Here is a 22,169-nt window from a genome sequence, read left to right as displayed (position 1 = left end):
GCCTTCGGCCCGGTCCCTCCTCAAGAGGGCCGGGCCGAAGGCGTTTCCCGAACGGTTCCTCAGATACGGCGCTCCGCGCGCCGCCGCATCCAGAACACCCCGCCGCCGACGACGGCCGCCGCGACGAGCCCGCCGCCGATCGCCATGTCGGTCGGTGTGGCCCCCGTGGTGGAGGAGCCCCCGATCCCGCCCCGGACGCCGCCGAGGACGGTGAAGACGCCGGGGAAGGTCCGGGTGCGGTTCTCGCAGGTCGTGGTGACGCTGTACGACCCCGCGTTGGCGAAGGAGTTGACCCGGACGGTCGCGGTGGCCGTGTTGTTGCCCAGCGAGGTCAGGGTGGTCGTCGGGAACGCGTTCGAGCTGATGGTGCTGCCCGGCGTGATGCATCCGTTGTTGCCGCCGCCGTTGACGGTCAGCACGAGCTGGCCGCCGCGGGCGATCACGCTCGGCGCCGAGGTGACTGAGGTGGGGTCGGTCCAGGCCGAGGCCGTCGGGGCGGCGAGGCCCAGAACGGCGCACGCGGCGGCCGAGGCCGCCAGGGCACGAGTGGTTCGCATGGTTCCTCCGCGGAAGGCGCCCCGGGGCACGTCCCCGGTCTGTCGGCGAGAAAGCGCCTCCCGGAAAGACCCTCAGATGCCGTGCGGGCGCCCGCATTTCGGGAATGGTCCGTCCTGGTGAGCCGACACGCCGTGCGATCTCCGTACAATCGGACATCCCCGCAGGTCACGGACCGTCAGAAATTTCCTGCGGCCGTCAACTCGGATGGCGCACTTCCCCGTCCGGCGGCCACCCGTTCGCCGCTCCCTTGTCGCCGCGTCCCGCGAGCCGTCCTAGCGTTTCCGGTATGCGCTACGGGACACGGCGACGGCCGTGTCGAAAGGGGATGGCGAATGTCGGGTTACGAGCTGTCCGAGCCGGCGGACGAGGAGGAGCGGCCGAGGAAGCGCGCGCCGTGGGGCGTGATAGCGCTGGTCCTGCTGACCGGCCTCGCGCTCATCCGCAACGGTTCGGGCGAGTTCGACGCGGGCCCCCCGCAGCCGGCCGCCGCCGCTGCCGCCGACGGCCGCACGGGCGGGCTGACCGGGAGCGTCTTCGACAAGGCCCCGGGCCCGCTGCCGTACGCGGTGCCGGACCGGGTGCGGATTCCGGCGATCCGGGTGGACGCCCCCGTGACGCCGGTCGGGCTCGACGCGGCCGGCTGGGTCGACGCGCCGCCGCCGCAGGACCCGAACCTCGCGGGCTGGTTCACGGGCGGGGTCGCCCCCGGCGAGAAGGGCACGGCGGTGGTCGTCGGCCACGTCGACAACAAGCTGGGTCCCGCCGTCTTCTACGGCCTCGGCGCCCTGAAGAAGGGCAACAAGGTCGAGGTGTCCCGGGCGGACGGGAAGACGGCCGTGTTCGAGATCTACGGCATCGAGGTCTTCGAGAAGAAGAACTTCCCGGGCGACCGCGTGTACGCCTCGAAGGGCTCCCCGGAGCTGCGGGTCATCACGTGCGGCGGCGGCTTCTCGAAGGCCCACGGGTACGACGGGAACGTCGTCGTCTTCGCCCGCCTGACCGAGGTCCGCTGAAGCTCCCCGGCCGGGCGGGCGCCCTGCTCAGGCGGGGTGCCTGCGCGGCACGGTGATGTGGTAGCCGGAGTCGAGGAGCCGGGGCAGGTAGCGGCGCAGGGCGCGGACGCTCTGGGTGCGGTCGCCGCCGGCGTCGTGCGACAGGACGACCACCCCGGGGGCGGCGCCCCCCTCGACGCGGCGCACGATGGTGCCGGTGCCGGGGGTCGTCCAGTCCAGGGTGTCGACGGTCCAGGCGAGGGGTTCCATGCCGAGGTCGGCGCCGATCTGGAACGCGGCCCGGTTCCACGCCCCGTAGGGCGCCCGGAACCAGCGGGGCTTCTCGCCGTACCCCTCCTCGATGACCTCGCAGGTCCGCTCCATCTCCGACCTGATCCGGCTCCGGCGCAGCTTCGTCAGCAAAGGGTGGGACCAGGTGTGGTTGCCGACGACGTGCCCCTCGTCGGCCATCCTCGCCAGCAGGTCCTGGTTGTCGACGGCCATCTCGCCGCACACGAAGAACATGGCGTGGACGCCGTACTCGCCGAGGGTGTCGAGGATCGCGGGCGTGTAGCGGGGGTCGGGGCCGTCGTCGAAGGTGAGCACCATGGTGTTGCCCCGGCCGGACACCTCCAGGATCGGCTTGCGGCGCGCGGCGATCCGGGAGGAGACGGGGGGCGGCCCGAACCCGGTGATCGGCTGGAGCCGGAACGCGGACGGCTTGAGCGGGGCGGGCCTCGCGGGGGCCCCGGCGGCGGGCACGGCGGCCGGCTCCGCTCCCCCGCCCGCCCCGAGCGCGACGGCCCCGGCACCCCCGACAGCGGCGACACCCGCACCCCACAACACCCGACGCCGCGTGAACACCTGATCTTTCTTCATGACTCATCAGTCACCCACGCGCCCCCGGACTCACCCCCACGACACCGGTTCGGAGCCTGTTTTCCACCCCGGCAGCCGACAGCTCTCACCTTCTCCTCACCAACGGGAACGGCAGCGTCTCGCGGATCGTCAACCCCGTGATGAACATGACGAGCCGGTCGACGCCGATCCCGAGCCCCCCGGTCGGCGGCATCGCGTAGGCCAGCGCCTCCAAGAACTCCTCGTCCAGCTCCATGGCCTCGGGGTCACCGCCCGCCGCCTTCAGCGACTGCTCGGTCAGCCGCCTGCGCTGCTCGACGGGATCGGTCAGCTCGGAGTAGGCGGTGCCCAGCTCCGTACCGAACGCCACGAGGTCCCAGCGTTCGGCGACCCGGGGGTCGGTGCGGTGCTGCCGGGTGAGGGGGGAGACGTCCGTCGGGAAGTCCTTGTAGAACGTGGGCAGTTGGGTCCGCTCCTCGACGAGCCGCTCGTACATCTCCAGGACGACGTCCCCCCGCCCGTCACCCTCCCCGTACGGCACGCCCGCCCGGTCGCACAGCCGGCGCAGCGCGGGCAGCTCGGTGTCGGCGCCGACCTCCTCGCCGAGCGCCTCGGAGAGCGCGCCGTAGACGGTCTTGACGGGCCAGGTCCCGGAGATGTCGTACTCCTGCCCGCCCTTGCGGACCAGAGGTGCGCCGAACGCGGCCCGGGCCGCTCCCTGGATAAGCTCGCGGGTCAGGTCGAGCATGACGTCGTAGTCGGCGTACGCCTGGTACGCCTCCAGCATCGTGAACTCGGGGTTGTGCTTGGGCGAGACGCCTTCGTTGCGGAAGGTGCGGCCCAGTTCGAAGACCTTCTCCAGGCCGCCTACGCAGAGCCGTTTGAGGTACAGCTCGGGGGCGATCCGCAGGTACAGGTCGAGGTCGTAGGCGTTGATGTGGGTGGTGAACGGGCGGGCGTTGGCGCCGCCGTGGATCTGCTGGAGCATCGGCGTCTCGACCTCCAGGTACCCGCGTTCCAGGAGGCCCTGGCGCAGCGCCTGCACGGCGGCGGAGCGGGCGCGGACGGTGTCGCGGGCGGCGGGGCTGGTGACGAGGTCGAGGGCGCGCAGCCGGACCTTCGCCTCGGGGTCGGTGAGGCCGCGCCGTTTGTCGGGCAGGGGGCGCAGGCACTTGCCGGTGAGCCGCCAGTCGTCCACGAAGACGGTCGGTTCGCCCTTGTCGCTGCGCCCGGCGGTCCCCGTGCAGTTCACGAGGTCTCCGAGGTCGACGTCGGCGCGGAAACGGGCCGCTTCGGTGAGCGCCAGCTGATGGTCCCCGGACCAGTCCCGCAGGGTGACGAAGACGATGCCGCCGAAGTCCCGCACGCGCAGGACGCGTCCGGCGACGGTGACGTCGTCCCCCTCGCGGACGTCGGCGAGGGCGTGCGTGGGTGCCGGGACGCCCACCGGGTAGGGGTCGGTGCCGTCGTCGTACAGCCTCTTCAGGCGGTCCTGGCGGACGCGGACCTGGTCGGAGGGGCCCTCGGCGCCGCGTTTCGCGGGCTCGGTGAGGTCTTCGAGGGGCGGCAGGGCGACGGTGGAGGAGGCGGGGCGCACGGCGTGCTTGAGGCGGTGGCGGCGCAGGGAGGGGACGACGACGAAGCCCTCGGCGATCCCGGAGGCGAGGCCGACGCGGGCGAGGGCGCCGGCGTCGCCGTAGCACAGGAAGCGGGGGTACCAGGCGGGGCGGTACTTGGCGTTGGAGCGGTAGAGGGCCTCCAGCTGCCACCACTTGGAGAAGAACAGCAGCAGGCGCCGCCACAGCCGCAGGACGGGCCCCGCGCCGATGCGGGCGCCCTCCTCGAAGACGGAGCGGAAGACGGCGAAGTTGAGGGAGATGCGGCGCACGCCGAGTTTGGGGGCGGCGGCGCAGACCTCGGCGACCATGAACTCCATGACGCCGTTGGGGGCGGTGCGGTCGCGGCGCATCAGGTCGAGGGAGATGCCGTCGGGGCCCCAGGGGACGAAGGAGAGCAGGGCGAGGAGGCGGCCGTCGGCGGAGACGGTCTCGACGAGGAGGCAGTCGCCGTCGGCGGGGTCGCCGAGCCGGTCGAGGGCCATGGAGAAGCCGCGTTCGGTCTCGGTGTCGCGCCAGGCGTCGGCGCGGTCGACGACCTCCTCCATCTCCTCGTCGGTGAGGGAGGAGTGGCGGCGGACCCGGCAGCCGGCGCCGGTGCGGCGGACCCGGTTGACGGCCTGGCGGGTGACGCGCATGTCGCGTCCGCCGAGGTCGAAGGAGGGGATGTCGAGGATCGCCTCGTCGCCGAGCTGGAGGGCGCCGAGGCCCGCGCGGGCGAAGGCTTTCGCGCCGTCCTCGGAGGCGCCCATGACGGCGGGGGTCCAGCCGTGCCGGCGGGCGGTGTCCTGCCAGACGGCGATGGCGTGCGGCCATGCCTCCCGGTCGCCGACGGGGTCGCCGCTGGCGAGGCAGACGCCGGCCTCGACACGGTAGGTGACGGCGGCCTTGCCGCTGGGCGAGAAGACGACGGCCTTGTCGCGGCGGGTCGCGAAGTAGCCCAGGGAGTCCTGGGCGCCGTACCGCTTGAGGAGGGCGCGGATACGGGCCTCCTCGTCGCCGTGCAGGGCGGCTTCCATGCGCTGGCTGCGGAACATGGTCGCGGCGGCGTTCAGGAGGGCGAGGGCGCCGAAGAGGCCGAGGAGGAAGAAGAGGGCGCGCGGCGGCCGGCCGCCGAAGCTGCGGGCGGAGACGAGGCCGCCGAGCACCCGGTCGGCGGCCCACGCGAACCGGTCGCCCCTCGGCAGCGAGCCGGGGAACAGCTCGACCAGTCCCCACCCGGTAAGGATCGCCAGGCCGAGCCCGATCAGCAGGACGAGGACGGCGCGGCGGACCGCGCCGTGCCGGGAGTCGGCGTAGAACTCTCGGCGCGCGAACAGCAGGACGACGAGCGCGAGGCCACAGATGACCAGCGAGGGCAGCGACTCCCGGTAGTCCCCGAACGCGACCCCCAGGCTGTCCCCCAGCACCAGCAGCCCGAGATAGACCACCACCAGCCACCAGGCGACCTTCTTGCGCGCCGCCGTCGCCCCCGCCAGCAGGAACAGGAACACCGCGTACGCGAGGTTCGCGCTCACCGGGATGATCAGCAGGTCCAGCAGATCCACCGCCGGCCGCAGCAGCCGGCGCACCGGCGGCACGAAGGCGAGCACGACACACAGCGCCCCGATCCCCCCGAAGAACCCCCCGAACGCCTCGGGGACACGGTTCAGCAGCCGCAGATGCCTCGGCGGATCGGCCTGCTGCCCGGGTGCGGTCGCGGTTCCGGCTGCGCTCATGGCTTCGACTGTAGGAAGGGGAACGACTGCGCGCCCGTCGAGCGGGGGGAAGCGGGGGTTCCGATAGCCTCGGCGCGTGACGGAACAGCATGAGCGGCGGCCCTCGCAGGGGTTCGAGCGGGGGACCGACGGTCCGAAGGTCATCGTGGTCGGGGTGGACGGCTCCGACTCCTCGTTGCGGGCCGCCGCCTACGCGGCGGGGCTCGCGCGGCGGCAGCGGGCGCTGCTGGCGATCGTGTACGTCCAGCCGGTGATGGCGGCGGGGGCGGCGATGGGGGCGCCGGTCGCGGAGACGACGGAGTCAATCGCCGAGGACCTGATGGCGATGGTGCGCAGCGAGACCGAGCGGCTCAAGGGGATATTCGACATCCGCTGGGAGTTCCACACGTTCCGCGGCGACCCGTACACGGGACTGGTGACGGCGGCCGACGACCTGAAGGCGGATGCCGTGGTCGTCGGCGCGTCGGAGCAGGCGGGGCACCGGATCGTGGGGTCGGTGGCGGTGCGGCTGGTGAAGGCGGGGCGGTGGCCGGTGACGGTCGTGCCGTAGGTCAGGGCGCCATGGTGAGGCCGTCGTTCGCGGCGCCCCGGCTGAGGACGACGTCCCTGACGCGGTCGCGGACGCCGCGGACGTCGGCGCCCTGGGCGAGGGCCTGGTTCAGGTCGAGGACGCGGCCCGCGTCGATGTCGAACAGCTGCGGGACGAACTCGGCCCTGGTGACGTTCCAGCGGGCGCCCGGGGTGGCCGGCGGGGCGAAGGTGAAGCGGGCGATGGTGGACTGGTTGCCGCGCGGGTCCTGCTGTCCCTGGTGGTTGAACATCTCGCCGGCGATCTGGTCGCCCATGCCGTAGACGACCCAGGTGCCGTTGACCTTCTCGTACGCCTGCGGGATGTGCGCGTGGGTGCCGAGGACGAGGTCGATGTCGGGGCGGCCAGCGGACTGCGCGGCGGTGAGGGTGCGGGCCAGGGTGGTCTGCTGCTCGTCGGGGGCGTCCTGCCACTCGGTGCCCCAGTGCAGGGAGACGACCACGACGTCGGCGCCCGCCCGGCGCGCGGCCCGCGCGTCGGTGAGGATGCGGGCCTCGTCGATGACGTTGACCGCCCAGGGCTGGTCCGGCGGGAGGGGGTAGCCGTTGGTGCCGTAGGTGTAGGCGAGGTGGGCGACCTTGGCGGGGCCCGCGCGCAGGAGCGTCGGCGTCGTCGCCTCCTCGGGGGTGCGGGCGGTGCCGGCGTGGCGGACCCCGGCGCCGTCGAGGGCGTCGAGGGTGCGGCGGACCCCGGCGGGGCCGTCGTCGAGGCTGTGGTTGGAGGCGGTGGAGCAGCCGTCGTACCCGGTGGCGGCGAGGGCCTCGGCGATCTCCGGCGGGGACTTGAAGGCGGGGTAGCCGGTGTAGTCGCCGTTCGCGCCGTACACGGTCTCCATGTGGCACAGGGCGAGGTCGGCGCGGGAGACGATCGGGCGGACGCCGTCGAGCATCGGGCGGAAGTCGTAGCCCCGGCCGCCCGCGTCGAACCGGGCGCGTTCGATGATGGAGGTGTGGGGCAGGACGTCGCCGGTGGCGACGAGCGTGAAGCCGGCCGGGGCCGCGGGGGCGGACCGGGCGGGTGCCGGGCGGCCCGGGGCGGGCCGCTTCTCCTGCCGGGACTCCTGGGCCTGGCAGGCGGCCAGCGCGAGGAGCACGGTCACGGCGAGGGCCACGGTTCGTCGGCGTGTGATCACAGCCACCCCAATCTGATCCTATTTTCATACTTATGCCGCACGGCCACACTCTTAGCCCATGCCCGGGCCCGCGCGGCGGCGCCGCTCCCTAGGACGCACGCGATCGGCGTAGCGATTCGAACCCCCGTCCCCGCCCCGAACCGGAACTCCCCGCCCCGCCGTTCACCGACCGTTCGTCGAACCGTTCGTCGACGCGATCGACCGTCCGTCGCAGATCTGTGTACGTGCCCTGTCCCTGAGTGACGACGCCGGTGTGCCATAACGGCCATGACCGCCACACTCACGCAGCCGAAGACGACCGCTGAGCATGAACTCGCCGCGCTCCAGCGGGAACACGGGCGGCCCCTCTTCGCGCTGCTGCTGCGGCTGAGCGACGGCGACCGGCAGCGGGCGGAGGACCTCGTCCAGGAGACGCTGGTGCGCGCCTGGCAGCACCCCGAGGCGCTGCGGGCGGACGACTTCGACTCCGTGCGCCCCTGGCTGATGACGGTCGGGCGGCGCCTCGCGATCGACGCCCGGCGGGCCCGGCAGGCGCGGCCCGCCGAGGTGGGCGACGCGGTCCTGGAGCACGCGCCGGTCTGCGCCGACCACGCGGAGCGCGCCGCGGCGGCCCTCGACGTTCGCGAGGCTGTGAAGACTCTCACTCCCGAACACCGTGAAGTCCTGGTGCTGGTGTACTTCCAGGGGGCGAGTGTGGCGGAGGCCGCCGGGATACTCGGCATCCCTCCCGGTACGGTGAAGTCCCGCGCGTACTACGCGCTGCGCGCCCTGCGCAGGGTTCTTCCGGGTTACGCGGCCGACCTGCGCTGAAACCCACCGCAGAGTCAAACCTCCGTAAAGTGCCTTGCCTCGGACCCCGGTTGAGTAATCGGCTGTTCCCATCCGTGTTCCGGACTGGGGGCCCGGCGACGGGCGACGGCACACCGGAGGGAAGGCTGCGAGAGATGCTGCACAGAGATCATTCGGGCCGGGACGGGTCCGACGACAACTCCGACGACGGCTCGGGCGAAGGCGCCCACGACGGCTCCGGCGACGGTGAACTCACCGTCCCCATGGCCTGGTTGTACGCCGAGTACATCGCCGACGAACTCCTGCGCACCGGCGACCTGATGCCGCCGACGTCGTTCGAGTTCCGCGCCGGGCGCGACGCCCTGGCGCTCACCATCTTCCTGTCGGACACCGACGGCGAACTCCCCGGCATCCGGGTCGTCACCCAGCTGGAGACGTGGCTCTCGCTGACCGCGTACGACCAGCCGTGGCAGGACTGGGTCTGCGAGCGGATGGGCGGACTCACCGCGCGCGTCGCGCAGTCGGGCCTCGACTCGCCCGACCTGCGGCTCGCGGAGGCCGCCTGGCAGTGGCTGGAGGAGACCGAACTCCTCGCGCCCGACCTCAACGCAGTCCCCGGCGGCGGCGCGCTGCCGGGCCTCGGTGAGGACGAGGGGCCGAAGGTGTGGACCCCCGCCTGGCAACTCGGGCTGCCGCTCGGACACTTGGCGATCCACCTGTTCTAGGCCGCGGAAAAAAATTTTCCGATCCGACCAATCCGTTCACGCGGCGGCTCCGAACACCTGGGTCACGATTCTGTACACGCCTTGAGTGATTCCCGTGCCCGGTGCGTACCGATGGGAGCAAGGAGTAACCCCAACCGCACCCAACGGCACGAGGATTCGGCGATGAGGTCCCTGGAACAGCATGTGGACGTCGGCGCGTACGCGCTCGGCGTCCTGGACGAAGCGGAAGCCTTCCGCTTCGAGGACCACCTCATGGAGTGTCCTCGGTGCGCGGCTCAGGTCACGGAATTCGGTCCCGCCACACGGCAGTTGATGCTGTACCGGCGGGCCACCCCGCGTTCGGTGCACCCGTTCGCGGGGCCCGGCCCCCGGCTGCTGGAGAAGCTGCTCGGCGAGGTCGCCGTGCGGCGCCGCGCGGTGCGCCGGCGGTTCCTGTACGGGCTGGCCGCGTCCGTCGTCGTCGCGCTGGCCGGGCCCGCGCTGATGATGGCGTTCGGCGGCGGGGGCGAGAAGGGGACCGAGGCGGCGGCCCAGGTGAAGATCGCCGCGACCGACGCGAAGTCGGGGGTGTGGGCGCAGGTCACCGCCGCCGACATGGCGTGGGGCGCGGACATCGAGCTCCAGGTGAAGGACGGGGCGGGGCCGCGGTCCTGCCGGCTCGTCATCGTCGGGCGCGACGGCAGCGAGCAGACGGCGACCGGCTGGATGGTCCCCGACCACGACGCCCGGCCCAACACGATGCACGGCGGGACGGCGATGCACACGGAGGAGATCGCCTTCTACGACGTCCGCGACGGGGACCGGACGCTGGTGCGCATCCCGGCGGGGTCGTGACGGCCGGGGCGGGTCACTTGAGCAGGCGGGACATCCTGCGGTCGGCCAGCGGTCTCCCGCCGGTCTGGCAGGTGGGGCAGTACTGGAGCGAGGAGTCGCTGAAGGAGACCTCGCGGATGGTGTCCCCGCACACCGGGCACGCCTCCCCCGCCCTTCCGTGCACGCGCAGCCCGCTCTTCTTCTCCGCCTTGAGCCGGCCCGCCGCGACCTTGTGGGAGCGCTCCACGGCGTCCCGCAGCGTGGTGCGCAGCGCCTCGTAGAGGACGTGGGTCTCCTCGGGGGTGAGGGAGGCCGCCAGTTTGAACGGGGACATCTTCGCCGCGTGCAGGATCTCGTCGCTGTAGGCGTTCCCCACGCCCGCGATCAGGCTCTGGTCGCGCAGCGCGCCCTTCAGCTGCCGCCGTTCCCCCGCGAGCAGCTCCGCCAGCCGGGCCTCGTCGAAACCCTCCGCCAGCGGATCGGGACCGAGCCGGGCGACACCGGGGACCTCCTGCGGATCTCGTACGACGTACACCGCGAGCTTCTTCTGCGTGCCGGCCTCGGTGAGGTCGAAACCGGCGCCCGTCTCCAGCGCGACCCGCAGCGCGAGCGGCCCCTTCCCGGGGCGGGGCATGCCGTCCGGGAGCCGGTCGCGCCAGTGCAGCCAGCCCGCGCGGGCGAGGTGCGTGACGAGATGCGGGCCGCCTTCCGTCGCCACGTCCAGGAACTTCCCGTACCGCCGCACCCCGGCGACCGCCCGCCCCTCGATCGCCGTCACGGGCGGGTCGTACGTCTTCAGGACGCTGATCGCGACCGGCAGTACCCGGACGATCTCACGGCCGGCCAGCTGCTCGGTGAGGAAGTCGCGCAGGGCTTCCACCTCGGGGAGTTCGGGCATGGTTCCAGGGTGCCACCGAGGGGACCGCCGTGCTCATCCCGGCTCCGGCAGCGCGAACTCGCACCACACGCACTTGCCGCCGCCCCGCGCCTCCACGCCCCACGCGTCGGCGAGGAGGTCGACGAGGAGGAGGCCGCGGCCGGAGACCCCGGCGGCGCCGGCCTCGCGGCGGCGGGGAAGGGCGCTGGAGGTGTCCTCGACCTCGACGCGCAGCCGGCGGGAGGGGTCGGCGAGGACGACCCTCAGGGTGACGACGGCGGCGCCTTCCGTGTGCATGAGGGCGTTGGTGATGAGTTCGTCGGCGGAGAGTTCGACGTCGTCGGCGCGGGCCCGCGCGCCCCACGCCCGGACGGCCGCCCGGATCATGTGCCGGGCCTGCACGAGCGCCTCGGGATCGCCCGGCGCGACGTGCTGCTGGAGCCGGCCGCCCGCGCGGGGCGTGTCGAGGCGGCGCCGGCGCAGCAGCAGGAGCGCGACGTCGTCGTCCCCGCCCCGTTCCTCCGCGATCTCGATCAGCCGGTCGGCGAGGCTGCGCACGTCGTCGGGGCCGTCCGCGACCAGGGCCGTCAGCTCCCGCATCCCGTCGTCGAGGTCGACGCCCGGCTGTTCGACGAGCCCGTCGGTGCACAGCACGAGCAGGTCCCCGGAGTCGAGTTCGAGGGTGCTGACGGGGTAGGCGAGCCCGCCGAACTCCGCCGACAGGCCGAGCGGCAGCCCGCCGGGCAGGGTGAGGCGCCGGCAGGTGCCGTCGGCGGCCCGCAGCAGGGGGTCGATGTGGCCCGCGCGGACCACCTGTACGACACCGGTGGAGAGGTCGGCCTCGGCGTACAGGCAGGTCGCGAAGCGGTCGGTGTCGAGGTCGTGGAGGAAGAGCGAGGCGCGGGCCATGACCGTCGCCGGGGGGTGCCCCTCGGAGGCGTACGCCTTGAGGACGATCCGCAGCTGGCCCATGACCGCCGCCGCGTGCGTGTCGTGCCCCTGGACGTCCCCGATGACCGCGCCGACCTTGCCCCCGGGCAGCGGGATCAGGTCGTACCAGTCGCCGCCGATGTCCCGCCCGAGGCTGCCCCCGATGGTCGCGGCCCGGTAGCGGACGGCGATCTCGGCGCCGGGGACGCTCGGGATCGTGCGGGGCAGCATCGCCTGCTGGAGGCCCTGCGCGATGTCCTTCTCCTGCTCGTAGAACATGGCCCGCTGGAGGCTCTGCGCGATGCTGCTGCCGAGCGCGACGAGGATGTTGCGCTCCTCGGGGGTGAAGCCCCGCCGGTCGTTGTAGAGCAGGCCCATCGCGCCGATGGGGCGGGCCTGGACGATCAGCGGGAGATAGGCGGCGGAGGTGATCCGCAGGTCGCGCAGGTGCGGCCAGAGCACCGGGTAGCCCTCCGCGAACTCCCGCGGCGACTCGATGAAACGCGGGGTGAGCGTGCGGACGACCTCACTCATCGGGTACGGCTCGTCGATCCGGGTGACGAGCGTGCCGGGCACGAAGCTGCCCTCGGGGCCCTCCGCGACCAGCCGGATGCGGCCCGCCTCGACCAGGCCCATGACGAGGCTGGTGGCGCCCAAATGGGTGAGGCCCTGGGTGTCCTTGAGGACGTCGATGACGTCCTGCACGGTCCGCGCGTGCGCGAGCGCGGCCGTCGTGAGCTGGACGACGTTCGTCTGCTCCCGGCGCGCGTCGTCCCGCGCGGTCTCCTGCCAGCGGCGCGCGAGGTCGTCCAGCTCCTGGGTGGCGTCCCGGACGATGCCGACGATCCTGCGGGGCCGGCCGGTGTCGTCCCGGCTGATGTGGCCCTGCGTGTGGGTCCAGCACAGGGTGCCGTCGCGGCGCTGGAGGCGGAAGTAGCAGCCGTAGTTCTCGCTGCCGTCCTTGATGGCCTGCGCGACCAGCGCGTCCAGCCGCTCGCCCTCCGCCCTCGGCACCCGGACGCTCAGCGTCTCCGGGTTCCCGTCGTATTCCTCGGGGCGCAGGTCGAAGATCTCGTGGGCCCGCGCGTCCATGCGGAACTTCCCGGAGTCCAGATCCCACTCGAAGCTGCCCATGCGGTTGAGCGCCAGGACCGGGTCCGGGCGGGCGGGCCAGTCGTCCGGCATGCGCCCACTCTGACAGGGTTCATGGTGTTTCACGACCCGAGAGGCGGGTCACTCGAAGGGAAGGTCCGGGATGAGCCCGCCGCCGTCCGGGAGGTCGGGGACCTCGGGGACGGTGTCGGGGCCGAGGTCGTCGGCCTCGGGCACATCGCCGACTTCCGGTACGTCGCCGACTTCCGGGACGTCGTGGGCTTCGGGGACGTCCCACGTGTACGAGGTCCCCGGCCCCGTCGGTGTCTCGTCGGCGGTGTCGGTGGCGTCGGTCGGCCCGGTCGCGGCGACGAGCAGCGCGGACGCCGTGACCAGCGCGCCGGCGCAGATGCCGTGGTGAGTGCGCATATCTCCCATTGTCTGTTTCACTCACAAGGGTCACGCAAGCGGAGAGATCGCTCACCGAAAGTCACCGCCATGGACTGGTTCACCTCCGACGCCGCCTGGCTGAGCCGTCTCCTCTTCCAGCGGGTGCTCGCCGGGGTCTACCTGGTCGCGTTCCTCACGGCGGCTCTCCAGTTCCGGGCGCTGCTGGGCGAGCGGGGACTGCTGCCGATCCCCCGGTTCACCGCGCGCGTGCCGTTCCGCAGGGCGCCGAGCCTGTTCCAACTGCACTACTCGGACCGGTGGTTCGGGGTGTGCGCCTGGACGGGGTGCGCGGTGTCGGCGGGGCTGCTGGCCGGGGTGGACGCGCTGCTCCCCCTGTGGGCCGCGATGGCGCTGTGGCTGCTCCCCTGGGTGCTGTACCTGTCGGTCGTGAACGTCGGCCAGACCTGGTACGGGTTCGGCTGGGAGTCGCTGCTCCTGGAGACCGGGTTCCTCGCGGTGTTCCTCGGCAACGACGAGGTCGCGCCGCCGGTCGTGGTGCTGTTCCTGCTGCGCTGGCTGCTGCTGCGGGTGGAGTTCGGGGCGGGGCTGATCAAGCTGCGGGGCGACCCCTGCTGGCGGAGGCTGACCTGTCTGGACTTCCATCACGAGACCCAGCCGATGCCGGGCCCGCTGAGCCGGTACTTCCACCACCTCCCGCGCCCGTTCCACCGCGTCGAGGCGGCGGCCAACCACCTCACCCAACTCGTCGTCCCGTTCCTCCTGTTCACCCCGCAGCCGGTGGCGACGGCGGCGGCCTCCCTGATGATCCTCACGCAACTGTGGCTGGTCCTGTCGGGCAACTTCGCCTGGCTGAACTGGCTGACGATCGCCCTGGCCCTGTCGGTGGTCCAATGGCCCGGCGGCGAGCGGGAGTTGCCTCGGGCTCCCCGCTGGTACGAGATCCTGGTCCTGGCCGTGGCCGCGCTGCTGCTGTTCCTCAGCCGGGGTCCGGTCGCCAACATGCTCTCCCGCCGCCAGGTCATGAACCGCTCCTTCGACCCCCTCCACCTGGTCAACTCCTACGGCGCGTTCGGCAGCGTCAGCCGCGTCCGGTACGAGGTGGTGATCGAGGGCACGCTCGACGAGACGCCCCGGGCGGAGTCGGGCTGGCGGGCGTACGAGTTCCGGGGGAAGCCGGGCGAACTCGGGTACCGGCCGCGCCAGTTCGCGCCCTACCATCTGCGGCTGGACTGGCTGATGTGGTTCGCGGCCCTGTCGCCCGGTTACGCCGGGACCTGGTTCACGAGGTTCGTGGAACGGCTCCTGGAGGGCGACCCGGCGACGCTGAGGCTGCTGCGCCGGGCGCCCTTCGACCGTCCGCCGCGCTATGTCCGGGCCCGGCTCTTCCGGTACCGGTACACGGACCGGCGGGAGTTGCGGGAGACGGGGGACTTCTGGCGGCGGACGTACGTGCGGGAGTATCTGCCGCCGACCCGCCTCCGCCTGGAGCCGCCGCCCCGGCCTGAGCAGCCCCGGCCGGATCAGAGGCCGTAGACGCGGACGGCCGTCGCCTCGAAGACCTGGGCCCGGTCCGCCGGACCGATCAACTCCCGGGCCGCCGCCAGGACTTGGCCGTAGCTGGCGACCTCCGTGCACACCGGCCAGTCCGACCCGAACATCAGCCGCTCGGGGCCGAACGCGTTGAGCGCGACATCGACGTACGGCCGCAGGTCGGCGGTCCGCCACTGCGGGCCGGCCTCGGTGACCAGGCCGGAGAGCTTGCCGACCGTGTTGGGGTGGCGCCCGAGGGCGAGCACGTCACCGGCCCAGGGGCCGTGGAGGCCGGCGGGGACGGCCGGTTTGCCGAGGTGGTCGAGGACGAACACGAGATCGTCGTGCTCCCCCACCGCCCGGACGCAGGAGGGGAGTTGGTGCGGTAGGACCACCAGGTCGTAGACGAGGCCCGCCGCCGCGACCGCCTTGAGGCCCCGCTTGACGTCCGGGCGCTGGAGCCAGCCCGGGTCGGACTCGCCCTGGACCTGGTGCCGGATGCCCTTGAGGTGGGCGCCGCCCGGGAGTTCACGCAGGCGGGCCAGTTCCTCGGCGATGCCGGGGTGCGTGAGGTCGGTCCAGCCGACGACGCCCGCGACGAGGTCGGACGCCTCGGCCAGCGCGAGGAACTCGGGGGTCTCCTCGGCGACGGTGACGGTCTGGACGAGGACCGTGCGGTCGACGCCGTGCGCGGCCGTCTCGGGGAGCAGGTCGGTGAGGGTGAAGTCCCGTCTGAGCGGGCCGTGTTCGGGAATCCACGCCTGGTCCCGCACCGACAGGTCCCAGACGTGGTGGTGGGCGTCGACCGTCACGGCAGCTCCCAGACGACCGGCAGCCCGGCGTCCGAGCCCTCGGCGGAATAGTCGTGGACGACGTCCAGGAGGTCGGCCATCCGTGCCTGCCAGGCGACGTTGACCGGGAGCTTCTCCAGTTCGGCGAGGAGCCGGGCGTAGTCCTCGCACTCCAGGACGTGGAAGAGGTCGGTGCCGCTGCGCCAGATCGTCCAGGAGGCGGCCCCGGCGGCCCGGATCGCGTCCGTGAGCTCGACGGGGACCTCCCGGTGGGCGGCGTCGTACTCCTCGGTCCGGTCGGCGCGGACCTTGGTGTGCAGGGCGATCCTCACGACAGCCCGGCCTCCTTCCAGAAGGCGTCCGGCACCGGAGTCGCGAACTGCTCGGCACCGTCGGTGACTTCGGCCGCCGAACGGGCGCCGAGGAGCACGCTCGCGACGGCCGGGTGCGCGGCGCAGAACGCGAGCGCGGCGGCCCGCAGGGTGCTGCCGTGCCGGTCGGCGACCGCCTTGAGGCGGAGGGCCTCGTCCAACAACTCCTGTGGTGCTGCGGTGTAGTTGTAGGTCGCCCCGGGCTTCGGGTCCGCGAGCAGACCGGAGTTGAAGGCGCCGCCGATCACCACCGACACGCCCCGCTCCTCGGCGGCCGGCAGCAGGTCGGTGAGGGCGCCGCGGTCGAGGAGCGTGTAGCGGCCCGCGCAGAGCACGACGTCGACGTCCGTCTCGCGCACGAAGCGGGTGAGCATCGCCGTCTGGTTCATGCCGGCGCCGATCGCGCCGACGACGCCTTCCGAGCGGAGCCTCTCCAGGGCCGGGTAGCCCTCGCGGAATGCCTGGTCGGCATGGTCGTCGGGGTCGTGGAGGTAGACGATGTCGACCCGGTCGAGGCCGAGGCGCTCCAGGCTGGCGTCCAGGGAGCGGCGTACGCCGTCGGCGCTGAAGTCCCAGACGCGGCGGTGGGAGGCGGGGACCGCGAAGCCGTTGTCGAGGTCGTCGCCGGTCTCCGCAGAGGGCTCCAGCAGCCGGCCGACCTTCGTGGAGACCGTGTACTCGGCGCGGGGCCGGTCGCGCAGGGCGGCTCCCAGGCGGCGCTCGGAGAGGCCGAGGCCGTAGTGCGGGGCCGTGTCGAAGTAGCGGATTCCCTTGTCCCAGGCGGCGGTCACCGCCTCGGTGGCCTGGTCGTCGGTGAGCGGGGTGAAGAGGTTGCCGATGCCGGCGGCGCCGAAGCCGAGCGCGGTGACCTCGACGCCGCTGCGGCCGAGGCGGCTCACCGCTGCACCGGCCGCAGCCGCAGCCCCTGCATGCCGCCGTCCACGGCGAGCGAGGTGCCGGTGGTGGCGCCCGCGAGAGGGCTCGCCAAATAGGCGATGGCGGCGGCGACTTCGGCGGCGGCGACCAGTCGGCCGGTGGGCTGGCGGGCCTCCAGGGCGGCGCGTTCGGCGGCCGGGTCGGTGGCGGCGTCGAGAAGGCGGCCGACCCAAGGGGTGTCCGCCGTACCGGGGTTGACGCAGTTGACGCGGATGCCCTCGCGGAGGTGGTCGGCGGCCATCGAGAGGGTCAGCGAGAGGACGGCGCCCTTCGTCGCCCCGTACAGGGCCCGTTGGGGCAGGCCGGCCGTCGCCGCGATCGAGCAGGTGTTGACGATCGCCGCGTGGGACGACGCGCGCAGGTACGGCAGCGCCGCCCGGGTCGTACGGACCATGCCGACGACGTTGACGTCCCACACGCGATGCCACTCGGTGTCGTCGTTGTCCTCGACAGTGCCCTGCGCGCCGATCCCCGCGTTGTTGACGAGGACGTCCAGGCCGCCCAGGTCGGCGGCGGCAGCCTCGACGGCGGCGCGGACGGAGGCGTCGTCGCTGACGTCGGCGCGGTAGCCGAGCAGGGGTTTGTCGACGCCGGACGGGTCGAGGTCGAGCACCGCGACGCGTGCGCCGCGCTCCGCCAGCAGGTCGGCCGTCGCCCGGCCGATCCCGGAGGCACCGCCCGTGACCAGTGCCGCGAGCCCCTCGAAGTCGCTCATGCCGCCTTGTCCTCCTTCAGGTCCTCGATCCAGAAGGCACCGTCCGGGTACCGGAACCGCGCCAGGGACTCCGGCCGCATGGCGGCGGAGAACCCGGGTGTGCTCGGTGCCATGTAGTGACCTTCCCTGATGACCACCGGATCAAGGAAGTGGGCGTGCAGATGATCGACGTACTCGATGACCCGGTCCTCGGTCGTCCCGGTCAGGGCGACGTAGTCGAACATCGAGAGGTGCTGGACGAGTTCGCACAGCCCGACCCCGCCGGCGTGCGGGCAGACCGGGACGCCGAACTTCGCGGCGAGCAGGAGGATCGCGAGGTTCTCGTTGACCCCGCCGACGCGGGCCGCGTCGAGCTGGAGGACGTCGAGGGAGCCCGCCTGGAGGAGCTGCTTGAAGACGATGCGGTTCTGGACGTGCTCGCCGGTGGCGACCTTCACGGGCGCGACACCGCGCCGTACGGCGGCGTGGCCGAGGATGTCGTCGGGGCTGGTCGGCTCCTCGATCCAGTACGGGTCGAAGGGGGCGAGCGCGTTCGTCCAGCGGATCGCCTCCTCGACGTCCCAGCGCTGGTTGGCGTCGACGGCGATCCGGATGTCCGGCCCGACCACCTCGCGGGCGACCCGGCAGCGGCGTACGTCGTCGTCGAGGTCGGCGCCGACCTTCAGCTTGATCTGCGTGAACCCGTCCGCGACGGCCTCGGCGGCGAGCCGCGCGAGCTTCTCGTCGTCGTACCCGAGCCAGCCGGCGGACGTCGTGTAGGCGGGATAGCCGCGCGCCAGGAGCTTCGTACGGCGCTCCTCGGCGCCCTCCTTGCCCCGGCGCAGCAGGTCGAGGGCGTCGGCGGGGGTGAGGGCGTCGGTGAGGTAGCGGAAGTCGATCTGGGCGACGAGCCACTCGGGGTCGGCGTCGGCGAGGAGCTGCCAGAGGGGTTTGGCGGCGCGTTTGGCGGCGAGGTCCCAGACGGCGTTGACGACCGCGCCGATCGCCATGTGCATCACGCCCTTCTCCGGTCCCAGCCACCGGAGTTGGCTGTCGCCGATCAGGGCGCGGCTGACGCTTCCCGGGTCCGCGCAGACCTCCGCCACGTCCCGGCCGACGACGTGCGCGCGCAGGGCCTCGATCGCGGCGACCTGGACCTCGTTGCCCCGGCCGATGGTGAACGTGAAGCCGTGGCCCTCGTGCCCGTCCCCGGCGTCCGTGCGCAGGACGACGTAGGCGGCCGAGTAGTCCGGGTCCGGGTTCATCGCGTCGGAGCCGTCCAGCTCCCGTGAGGTGGGGAAGCGGACGTCGTGGGTGTCGACGGCGGTGATGCGTGGGCTCACGGGACCCCTCTCATTCGTATCAGTCCTGCATATTTATCAGACCAATTTCACTTTCGAACACCCCCTGGAGCGGTTCAGTCCAGATTTTCTGCCGGAGTGGTCCGACCACTTGGGTGGCTAGACTCCCCGCACGGCTTCAGGAGGACGACGGTGAACGACGGCACAGGAACCGCCCCGCGGCAAGGCACGGTGACGCAGCGCGCCATCGAGCGGATCAAGGCGATGATCGCGGACGGGGTCCTCGGACCGGGGCAGCGGCTGCCGACCGAGCGGGACCTCGCCGCGCAGCTCGGGATGTCCCGCAGCTCGATGCGGGAGGCGATCCGGGCGCTGACCGTCCTCGGGGTGCTGGAGGCCCGGCACGGCTCCGGGACCTATGTCACCGCGCTCGACGCCGGGGACCTGCTGGAGACGTTCGGCGTCGTCGCCGACCTCTCGCGCGGGGCGCGGCTGGTGGAGCTGCTCGAAGTGCGGCGGGTCCTGGAGTCGACGGCGACGGCGCTGGCGGCGGCCCGCATCACGGACGCCCAACTCGCCGAGGTCGAGGAGCACTTGGCGGCGATGAACGCGACCGACGACCCCGAGGTGATCCTCGCGCACGACCTCGCCTTCCACCGCGCGATCGCCGTCGCCGCCGGGAACGAGACGATGGCCGCGATCCTGGAGGGCCTCTCCTCGCGCACGTTCCGCGCCCGGGTCTGGCGCGGCTACGCCGAGGAGGGCGCGTTCGCCCGCACCCGCCGCGAACACGCCGCGATCCACCGGGCGTTGAAGGCCCGGGACCCGGAGGCCGGGCGGGCGGCTGCCGCCGCGCACGTCGGCGAGGTGGAGGAGTGGCTGCGGGCGCAGTTGGGTTCCTGAGGAAACGACCTGGCGGCGGGGGGATTTGGCAGGCCGGTTTCCGAAAGCGGTTGCGGCAACCGAGAGTCCGCCCTCCGCAACGCGCGGGTGCGTGTACCCCGTTTCCGGCTCCGCATTCCGTCGTATTCCCGCACCCCGCGTTCTCTGCTTAGCTGCGTCTCGACAGCCGACGGCGGCCTCTCCGGGGCGCCGTACGGACTTCGGGGGTTGTCACGCATTCGGGGGTTCGGCTGTGCAAGCCATCGAGAGAACACGCGGACACTGACGCGGAACCGATCCGCGCGTCGTAGAGCTGCCGAGGCGCACGTGCCCGCCTCTCCTTCCGGCACGACATCCTGACGAACCGTCACCGAGGCGGCCCTGTAGGCCGCTTCGCCCTGCCCGGTTCCCGTTCAGCAGCAGAAGCAGCAGCACCAAGGAGGCTTCATCATGCCTGTCAACGACCCGCTCGACCTCGACCACCTCAGGTCGGTGCTCGACGACGCGGGCAACCCGTGGCGCATGGCCGTCACCAGCATGACCTCCCTCACCGAGGCGCAGCGCGTGATCCGCCTCGGTGTCCCCGTCCAGGAACACGAGGTCGCCGAGCACGAGAGCGCCCGGCAGGGCGACCGCGCCGCCGCCCTCGCCGCGACCGCCGACTCCATCGGCGCCCCCAGCGCCTTCGACCTGCGCAACATCGGGGGCGTCAACTACACGACGCCCGTGAAGGACCAGGGCTCCTGCGGCTCCTGCGTGGCCTTCGGGTCCGTCGGGACGCTGGAGCACGTCACGCGCTACACCAACCGCACGCCCTACCTCGCCGTCGACCTCTCCGAGGCGCAGGCGTACTACTGCTACGGCCGCGCGGCGGGCGCCACCTGCGGCACCGGCTGGCTGCCCGAGCCCCTCGCCGACAAGGTGCGCGACTCCGGGCTCACCATCGACGCGTACTTCCCGTACACGGCGGGCGACCAGGACTGCTCCAAGCTCAACGCGGACTGGCCCAACCGGATCGTCAAGGCCCGCTCCTGGCAGCAGGCGAACAGCCCGGCGACGATGAAGGAGCTGATCTCCACCTACGGCTCGGTCGTCGCCTGCTTCTACGTCTACCAGGACTTCTTCTCCTACGCGGGCGGCGTCTACCGGCACCGCACCGGCGGCCTGGCCGGCGGGCACTGCGTCACCCTCGTCGGCTACGACGACGCCCAGCAGTGCTGGATCGCGAAGAACAGCTGGGGCCCCGGCTGGGGCGAGCAGGGCTTCTTCCGCATCGGGTACGGCGAGTGCTCCATCGAGAGCTGGCACAACGTCGGCTACCTCGGCGCCCTCATCCGCGACTGGCTGCCCGACCAGCGCATCCTCGCACTCTGGAGCAATGAGGCCGACGCGAACGTCTGGGCCTACGGCGAACTGCGCGGCTGGCTCAGCCTGAACGGCTCGGTGGGCGCGACCGACGCGGCGATGCTCTCGGAACTCGCCGCGTCCAAGGCGAACGGCGCGAAGGTCGGCCTCTACGAGGACAGCGGCACCGTCCAGCAGATCTACGCCTGGTGAGCCGGGCGCGACAGGAAACGGAGGGGACGACGATGAGTCCGCAGCGACAGGACGCCCAGCCGAAGCAGGCGCCCACCACCCAGGAGGTCCGTTCCTCCGCCGCCCAGGACGAGGCCGGCCGGCCCGCCCTGCTGCCGCCCGGTGTCGACGTCGGACAGGGGGGCAGCCCGTTCGCGGGGGCCGGCAAGCCCGCCGGGGACGCCATGGTCCAGCGGTTCGAACTGACGCCGGGGGGTGAGGCGCGGCCGACGCTGACGCCCGAACTCCAGGGTGACCTGAGGGCGTTCGGGGCCGCGCAGGCCACGACCGCGATCACCGGGACCTGGACGCAGAACGTCATGGTCGACGGGCTGTGGTGCATCAACCAGACCCGCAACGCGTTCTTCCGCGTCAAGGGCGGCGGCTGGAAGAAGATCTACAACGCCACGGACTGGTCCTTCACGGCCCTCACCACCCTGGCGGCCCAGGCCCGCCAGACCAACCACGCCATCTCCTTCCGCGAGGAGGCGGACGGGATGGTGCACGAGATCTATCTCTGGTAGCGGGACGGGGGTGGGCGGCGGGAGGCGGGTGGCGGGTGGTACATCACGCGTCACGCACCGCGCGGCGGGCGGGTGGTACATCACGCATCACGCGTGACACCTCACTCCACGGTGACCCGCAAGGCGTACTCCCCCGCCCTCTCCCCCTCCGCCTCCCACGGCCGGCGGTACACCAGTTCCAGTCGGCCCTCCCCCGCCTTCTCGGCCCGTAGCCGCAGGACGCGGGTCCCCCCGGCCCCGACCGTGACGGTCGGGGCCGGGGTGTGGTCGTCCCCGGTGAGTTCCAGGCCGTCGAGGCTGGTCACCTCCCAGCGGAAGCCGGTCGTCGCGTTCTCGGGGAGTTCGACGACGAGGTCGTCGCCGGCCCGGACGCTCACCCGGGTGTCCTGCGACGAGACACGTACCTCACCCATGGGAGCCTCCTCGGCGGTAGCTGCCTCCGGTGTACCGCGTGATACACCACCG

Annotated in this window: 22 protein-coding genes; 9 read left to right on the top strand and 13 right to left on the bottom strand. The window is 72.5% G+C overall.

Going from position 1 to position 22,169, the window contains the following annotated elements; all coding sequences use genetic code 11:
• Window positions 1-59 precede the first annotated feature (59 nt).
• Window positions 60-557 (bottom strand): hypothetical protein, encoded by a 498-nt coding sequence (locus ABZX85_RS09020; protein WP_355863971.1) that lies wholly within the window; start codon window positions 555-557, stop codon window positions 60-62.
• Window positions 558-890: 333 nt separating this feature from the next.
• Here ABZX85_RS09020 and ABZX85_RS09015 point away from each other — a divergent pair, with 333 nt between their 5' ends.
• The gene (locus ABZX85_RS09015) at window positions 891-1,571 is read left to right on the top strand and encodes a class F sortase (protein ID WP_355863969.1); all 681 of its coding nucleotides are present in this window, start codon (window positions 891-893) and stop codon (window positions 1,569-1,571) included.
• 27 nt (window positions 1,572-1,598) lie between these two features.
• Here the strand turns inward: ABZX85_RS09015 and ABZX85_RS09010 are convergent, their stop codons facing one another.
• Entirely contained in the window at window positions 1,599-2,429 is an 831-nt protein-coding gene (locus ABZX85_RS09010; protein WP_355863967.1) for a polysaccharide deacetylase family protein, read from the bottom strand.
• 85 nt (window positions 2,430-2,514) lie between these two features.
• Entirely contained in the window at window positions 2,515-5,742 is a 3,228-nt protein-coding gene (lysX, locus tag ABZX85_RS09005; protein WP_355863965.1) for a bifunctional lysylphosphatidylglycerol synthetase/lysine--tRNA ligase LysX, read from the bottom strand.
• Window positions 5,743-5,818: 76 nt separating this feature from the next.
• On the opposite strand from lysX, the gene ABZX85_RS09000 reads away from it, so the two are divergent.
• Window positions 5,819-6,292, top strand: a complete 474-nt coding sequence (locus ABZX85_RS09000; protein WP_355863963.1) for a universal stress protein — start codon at window positions 5,819-5,821, stop codon at window positions 6,290-6,292.
• A gap of 1 nt (window position 6,293) precedes the next feature.
• Here the strand turns inward: ABZX85_RS09000 and ABZX85_RS08995 are convergent, their stop codons facing one another.
• Entirely contained in the window at window positions 6,294-7,463 is a 1,170-nt protein-coding gene (locus ABZX85_RS08995) for a CapA family protein (RefSeq protein ID WP_355864186.1), read from the bottom strand.
• Window positions 7,464-7,730: 267 nt separating this feature from the next.
• Between ABZX85_RS08995 and ABZX85_RS08990 the strand changes: the two genes are divergently transcribed.
• From ABZX85_RS08990 to ABZX85_RS08980, 3 genes are all read left to right on the top strand, one after another.
• Window positions 7,731-8,273 carry a sigma-70 family RNA polymerase sigma factor gene (locus ABZX85_RS08990; protein ID WP_355863961.1) on the top strand — a complete coding sequence of 181 codons (543 nt, stop codon included), beginning with the start codon at window positions 7,731-7,733 and terminating at the stop codon, window positions 8,271-8,273.
• 134 nt (window positions 8,274-8,407) lie between these two features.
• Window positions 8,408-8,977, top strand: coding sequence for a hypothetical protein (locus ABZX85_RS08985; protein WP_355863959.1), 570 nt, complete (start codon window positions 8,408-8,410; stop codon window positions 8,975-8,977).
• Between the two features lie 162 nt (window positions 8,978-9,139).
• The gene (locus tag ABZX85_RS08980; RefSeq protein WP_355863957.1) at window positions 9,140-9,811 is read left to right on the top strand and encodes a zf-HC2 domain-containing protein; all 672 of its coding nucleotides are present in this window, start codon (window positions 9,140-9,142) and stop codon (window positions 9,809-9,811) included.
• A 13-nt stretch (window positions 9,812-9,824) separates the two neighbouring features.
• Here ABZX85_RS08980 and ABZX85_RS08975 read toward each other — a convergent pair whose 3' ends face one another.
• The 3 genes from ABZX85_RS08975 to ABZX85_RS08965 are packed head-to-tail and all read right to left on the bottom strand — an operon-like array spanning window position 9,825 to window position 13,118.
• Window positions 9,825-10,688, bottom strand: coding sequence for a DNA-formamidopyrimidine glycosylase family protein (locus tag ABZX85_RS08975; RefSeq protein WP_355863955.1), 864 nt, complete (start codon window positions 10,686-10,688; stop codon window positions 9,825-9,827).
• 33 nt (window positions 10,689-10,721) lie between these two features.
• The gene (locus tag ABZX85_RS08970) at window positions 10,722-12,782 is read right to left on the bottom strand and encodes a SpoIIE family protein phosphatase (protein ID WP_355863953.1); all 2,061 of its coding nucleotides are present in this window, start codon (window positions 12,780-12,782) and stop codon (window positions 10,722-10,724) included.
• Window positions 12,783-12,830: 48 nt separating this feature from the next.
• The gene (locus ABZX85_RS08965; protein ID WP_355863951.1) at window positions 12,831-13,118 is read right to left on the bottom strand and encodes a hypothetical protein; all 288 of its coding nucleotides are present in this window, start codon (window positions 13,116-13,118) and stop codon (window positions 12,831-12,833) included.
• Between the two features lie 69 nt (window positions 13,119-13,187).
• Between ABZX85_RS08965 and ABZX85_RS08960 the strand changes: the two genes are divergently transcribed.
• On the top strand, window positions 13,188-14,633 hold the full coding sequence (locus tag ABZX85_RS08960) for a lipase maturation factor family protein (protein WP_355863949.1): 1,446 nt from the start codon (window positions 13,188-13,190) through the stop codon (window positions 14,631-14,633).
• On the opposite strand, the gene ABZX85_RS08955 is transcribed toward ABZX85_RS08960, so the two are convergent.
• Genes ABZX85_RS08955 through ABZX85_RS08935 form a run of 5 tightly spaced genes read right to left on the bottom strand, consistent with a single transcriptional unit; the run spans window position 14,621 to window position 18,765 of the window.
• Window positions 14,621-15,442 carry an amidohydrolase family protein gene (locus ABZX85_RS08955; protein ID WP_355863947.1) on the bottom strand — a complete coding sequence of 274 codons (822 nt, stop codon included), beginning with the start codon at window positions 15,440-15,442 and terminating at the stop codon, window positions 14,621-14,623. The genes ABZX85_RS08960 and ABZX85_RS08955 overlap by 13 nt on opposite strands.
• The gene (locus ABZX85_RS08950; protein ID WP_355863945.1) at window positions 15,439-15,753 is read right to left on the bottom strand and encodes an L-rhamnose mutarotase; all 315 of its coding nucleotides are present in this window, start codon (window positions 15,751-15,753) and stop codon (window positions 15,439-15,441) included. Before ABZX85_RS08950 ends, ABZX85_RS08955 begins: the two co-directional genes overlap by 4 nt.
• Window positions 15,750-16,691 (bottom strand): aldo/keto reductase, encoded by a 942-nt coding sequence (locus tag ABZX85_RS08945; protein WP_355863943.1) that lies wholly within the window; start codon window positions 16,689-16,691, stop codon window positions 15,750-15,752. The genes ABZX85_RS08950 and ABZX85_RS08945 overlap by 4 nt, the downstream gene beginning before the upstream one ends.
• Window positions 16,688-17,443, bottom strand: coding sequence for an SDR family oxidoreductase (locus ABZX85_RS08940; protein WP_355863941.1), 756 nt, complete (start codon window positions 17,441-17,443; stop codon window positions 16,688-16,690). Before ABZX85_RS08940 ends, ABZX85_RS08945 begins: the two co-directional genes overlap by 4 nt.
• On the bottom strand, window positions 17,440-18,765 hold the full coding sequence (locus tag ABZX85_RS08935) for an L-fuconate dehydratase (protein WP_355863939.1): 1,326 nt from the start codon (window positions 18,763-18,765) through the stop codon (window positions 17,440-17,442). The genes ABZX85_RS08940 and ABZX85_RS08935 overlap by 4 nt, the downstream gene beginning before the upstream one ends.
• A 150-nt stretch (window positions 18,766-18,915) precedes the next feature.
• Between ABZX85_RS08935 and ABZX85_RS08930 the strand changes: the two genes are divergently transcribed.
• The 3 genes from ABZX85_RS08930 to ABZX85_RS08920 all read left to right on the top strand — a co-directional run bounded on the left by ABZX85_RS08930 (window position 18,916) and on the right by ABZX85_RS08920 (window position 21,704).
• The gene (locus ABZX85_RS08930) at window positions 18,916-19,626 is read left to right on the top strand and encodes a FadR/GntR family transcriptional regulator (protein ID WP_355863937.1); all 711 of its coding nucleotides are present in this window, start codon (window positions 18,916-18,918) and stop codon (window positions 19,624-19,626) included.
• A 429-nt stretch (window positions 19,627-20,055) separates the two neighbouring features.
• Window positions 20,056-21,162 carry a C1 family peptidase gene (locus tag ABZX85_RS08925; RefSeq protein WP_355863935.1) on the top strand — a complete coding sequence of 369 codons (1,107 nt, stop codon included), beginning with the start codon at window positions 20,056-20,058 and terminating at the stop codon, window positions 21,160-21,162.
• Between the two features lie 32 nt (window positions 21,163-21,194).
• Window positions 21,195-21,704, top strand: coding sequence for a hypothetical protein (locus ABZX85_RS08920; RefSeq protein WP_355863933.1), 510 nt, complete (start codon window positions 21,195-21,197; stop codon window positions 21,702-21,704).
• Between the two features lie 101 nt (window positions 21,705-21,805).
• On the opposite strand, the gene ABZX85_RS08915 is transcribed toward ABZX85_RS08920, so the two are convergent.
• Window positions 21,806-22,117, bottom strand: coding sequence for a protease inhibitor I42 family protein (locus ABZX85_RS08915; RefSeq protein ID WP_355863931.1), 312 nt, complete (start codon window positions 22,115-22,117; stop codon window positions 21,806-21,808).
• Window positions 22,118-22,169 lie beyond the last annotated feature (52 nt).

It is taken from the genome of Streptomyces sp. NPDC004539, assembly GCF_040610055.1.
Classification (GTDB): Bacteria; Actinomycetota; Actinomycetes; order Streptomycetales; family Streptomycetaceae; genus Streptomyces.
This window is presented reverse-complemented; position numbering and strand designations above follow the sequence as displayed.